We start from the raw sequence: 3,154 nt of genomic DNA, 5'->3' as shown, positions 1-3,154 counted from the left end.
GGGACGGGGCGGACGACCCCTGCGCCCCGCGGCCGCGGCCGCGCCCGCCGCGGCCCCCGGCCGCCTCGAACTTGGCGGCCTCCTCCTCGCGCTGCCTCTTGCGGCGCGGGGTCGGGCCGCTCGCCACGATGCGGTCGGCGCGGTCGAGGCCGTCGCCCACGTCGACGCCCATCTCGCGGTCGAGCTCCATGAGCGCGAGGCGCATCTCCGGCGACTCGATCCGGTCGAGCACGGAGCGGGTGACGGTATCGGGGCGCGCGGTGCACCCCTGGTCGGCCGCGCGCTTCCTGCACTCGTCCGAGCAGGTCATGTCCGAGAGGCTCACGCGGAAGACCTTGCCGTTCTCCAAGCGCAGCACCAGCTGCTCCTTGGGCGTGTCGTACTCCTGGATGCGCGCGCGGCCGAGCGGCGTGTCGATGAGCGCCTTCTTCTTGGGGGCGCGGCTCTTGAAGTCCTTGTAGGCCTCGAACTCGTAACGCAGGCAGCACATGAGACGGCCGCAGACGCCCGAGATCTTCGAGGAGTTGAGCGGGAGGTCCTGCTCCTTGGCCATGCGGATGGACACCGGCTCGAACTGGCCGCCGAAGCGCGCGCAGCACAGCTCCTGCCCGCAATGCGCGTAGCCGCCCACCAGGCGCGTCTCGTCGCGCACGCCGATCTGGCGCATGTCGACGCGCATGCGGAAGCGGCTGGAGAGGTCCTTCACGAGCTGGCGGAAGTCCACGCGGTCCTCCGCGGCGAAGTAGAACACCGCCTTCTCGCCGCCGAACAGGAACTCGACGCCCACCGGCTTCATGTCGAGGCCGTTCTTCTTCACGAGCTCGCGGAAGTCGGCCATCGCGTCGTCGCCGCGGCGCGCGAGCTCGTCGGCGCGGTCGAGGTCGGCGTCCGAGGCAATGCCGAGGACGGGTTTGAGCGGGGCAGCGAGCTCCGCGGCGGGGACCTCGAAGGGGTCGGCCGTCACCAGGCCGATCTCGGTGCCGCGCTCGGTGGAGCAGATGGCGTGGTCGCCCTGCTCGATCTCGAGCCCGACGGGGTCGAACCACAGGTCGCGCGAGGCGTATGCGAACTTGACGGGGACAACTACCGGCATAGGAGCGCCTTCCTGATATCGAAGAGCATGACCTCGACGGCCAGCTGGGGGGTTACGTTGCGGGCGATGCGCCGCTCGGCGGCGTCGACCGCCGCGAGCGCGCGGACGGCGCCCGCCACGGTGGTCGCGCGGGCGAGGCGCCCGACGGTCTCGGAGAAATCCTCGTTCACGGGCTCGCCGCCGACGCCCTCGACATCCGTGAGCACGTCGCGCAGCAGGGAGCGCACGCTCGCCAGCGCCTCCATGATACCCGAACGCTCGCGGGCGGTGAGTTCGCGCTTGTTCCTCTCCTCGAGCTGCTTCAATGCTCCACGCGAGAGGTAGTCGGCGTTCTGGTCGAGCACGGCCTGCTGCGTGGACTTGACGTCCGCGAGCGGCGCCTTGATGACGCCCATGAGGTCGCGCGCGGAGAGCAGGATGTCGGCCTCGTCCGCCCGCAGGAGGGCGTCGACGGCCCGCAGCATCTGCCGGCGCGCCTCCTGGCGCTCGGCGCTCTTGAGGAACTCCGCTGCGCGCGCCGGGCTGCCGGCGACGGCGAGCGCCGTGCGGCAGCGCGCCTCGGGCAGGCCCGTCGCATGGGCGACGGCCCCGACCGCCCGCTCGCTCGACAGCATCCGGAACGGCACGCACTGGCAGCGCGAGACGATGGTGGGAAGCAGCGCGTCGGTCGAGGTGCCGAGCAGGATGAACACGACGTTGGCGGGGGGCTCCTCGAGGGTCTTCAGCAGGGCGTTCGCCGAGCTCGCGCGCAGCTGCTCGGCGCGGTCGACGATGTAGACCTTGCGCCGGGCGCGGATCGGGGCGAGCGCGACGTCCTCGAGGAGCTCGCGCACCTGGGCGACGAGGTAGCCCGTCGCGCTCTCGGGGGCGTACACGTGCACGTCGGGGTGGGTGCGGCGCGCGACGCGGACGCAGGAGTCGCACGCGCCGCAGCCGCCCTCCTCGCACAGCAGCGCCTGGGCCAGCGCCCAGGCGGCGTCGAGCTTGCCCGAGCCGGGGGCGCCCACGAACAGGTACGCGTGACTCGCGCGGCCGGTCTCGACGGCGCGGCGGAGGAAGTCGCGGACGCGCGGCTGGGTGTCGAGGCGGGAGAGCAGGCCGCCCGCGCGCTCGCCGAGCGGCGCGGCATGGGCGCGGTCGTGCGCGGCCGGGGCGCTCATGCGCGCTCCCAGCCCACGGCGGCGATGGCCTCGCGCGCGGCCTCCGCCGTGACCGGCAGCCCCGCGGACGCGAGCTCGGCCAGGGCGCAGGCGAACACCGCGTCGACCGGCTGCGCGGCGTCCACCAACCGCACGCGGCCCGGCTCCTCCCGCGCGATGGCGCGGAAGCCCTCGGCCACGCGGCGCTGATAGGCGAGCCCCTTGGCCTCCATGCGGTCGGGCGCCCCGGCGCGGCCGGCCATACGGGCGGCCGCGAGGTCGGGGTCCAGGTCGAACACGAGGGTGATGTCGGGGTGGCAGGAGCCCACGGCGAGCCCGTTGGCGCGCTCGGCGACCTCGCGCGGGACGCTGCCCGCGAAGCCCTGGTAGGCGGTGGTGGAATCGTAGAAGCGGTCGCAGACGACGACCCTGCCCTCGGCGAGCGCGGGGCCGACGACCTCGTGCACGAGCTGGGCGCGCGCCGCCTCGTACAGCAGCAGCTCGCAGGTGTCCCCCATCCCGGTGTTTGCGGGGTCGAGCAGCAGGGCGCGGATCTTCTCGGAGATGGCGGAGCCGCCGGGCTCGCGCAGGCTGAGGACGTCGCGGCCGGAGCGCTCGAGCGCCGCCGCGATGAGGCGGGCCTGCGTGGACTTCCCGGCGCCGTCGATGCCCTCGAGGGTGACGAACGCCCCCGGGGCGGGGCGGTCCCCCCTGCGTGCCTGCTTCTGCTCCATTGGTCCTCCTGCGCCTCGGGTGCGTACGGGTCGTCTTCCGTACCCTCCATCATACCCCACGGTGCGGACGGCCCGACGGAGGGGCGGGCGGGGGCGATGGCGGCCTCGCGGGCCGGGCGGGGCGCCCTCGGGATCCGGGCGGCCGAGGCGCGCGGCATCGCCGCGCCGCGGGACCGGGAGCGGGCCGC

Annotated in this window: 3 protein-coding genes; all 3 read right to left on the bottom strand. The window is 74.1% G+C overall.

Annotated features, from left to right (window positions below):
* Positions 1–1,093: PSP1 domain-containing protein (locus PHA29_RS10360; protein WP_270849554.1), on the bottom strand; the 1,093-nt coding region annotated here is incomplete at its 3' end.
* On the bottom strand, positions 1,084–2,253 hold the full coding sequence (holB, locus tag PHA29_RS10355; RefSeq protein WP_270849553.1) for a DNA polymerase III subunit delta': 1,170 nt from the start codon (positions 2,251–2,253) through the stop codon (positions 1,084–1,086). The genes PHA29_RS10360 and holB, both read right to left, overlap by 10 nt.
* A complete protein-coding gene (gene tmk, locus PHA29_RS10350) occupies positions 2,250–2,966 on the bottom strand; it encodes a dTMP kinase (protein ID WP_270405892.1) in 717 nt (238 codons plus the stop codon). Before tmk ends, holB begins: the two co-directional genes overlap by 4 nt.
* Positions 2,967–3,154: the final 188 nt, after the last annotated feature.

This window comes from Candidatus Collinsella stercoripullorum, from assembly GCF_027669965.1.
GTDB lineage: Bacteria > Actinomycetota > Coriobacteriia > Coriobacteriales > Coriobacteriaceae > Collinsella > Collinsella stercoripullorum.
The sequence above is the reverse complement of the archived record's forward strand: the minus strand, read 5'-3'. Positions and strand labels throughout refer to the sequence as shown.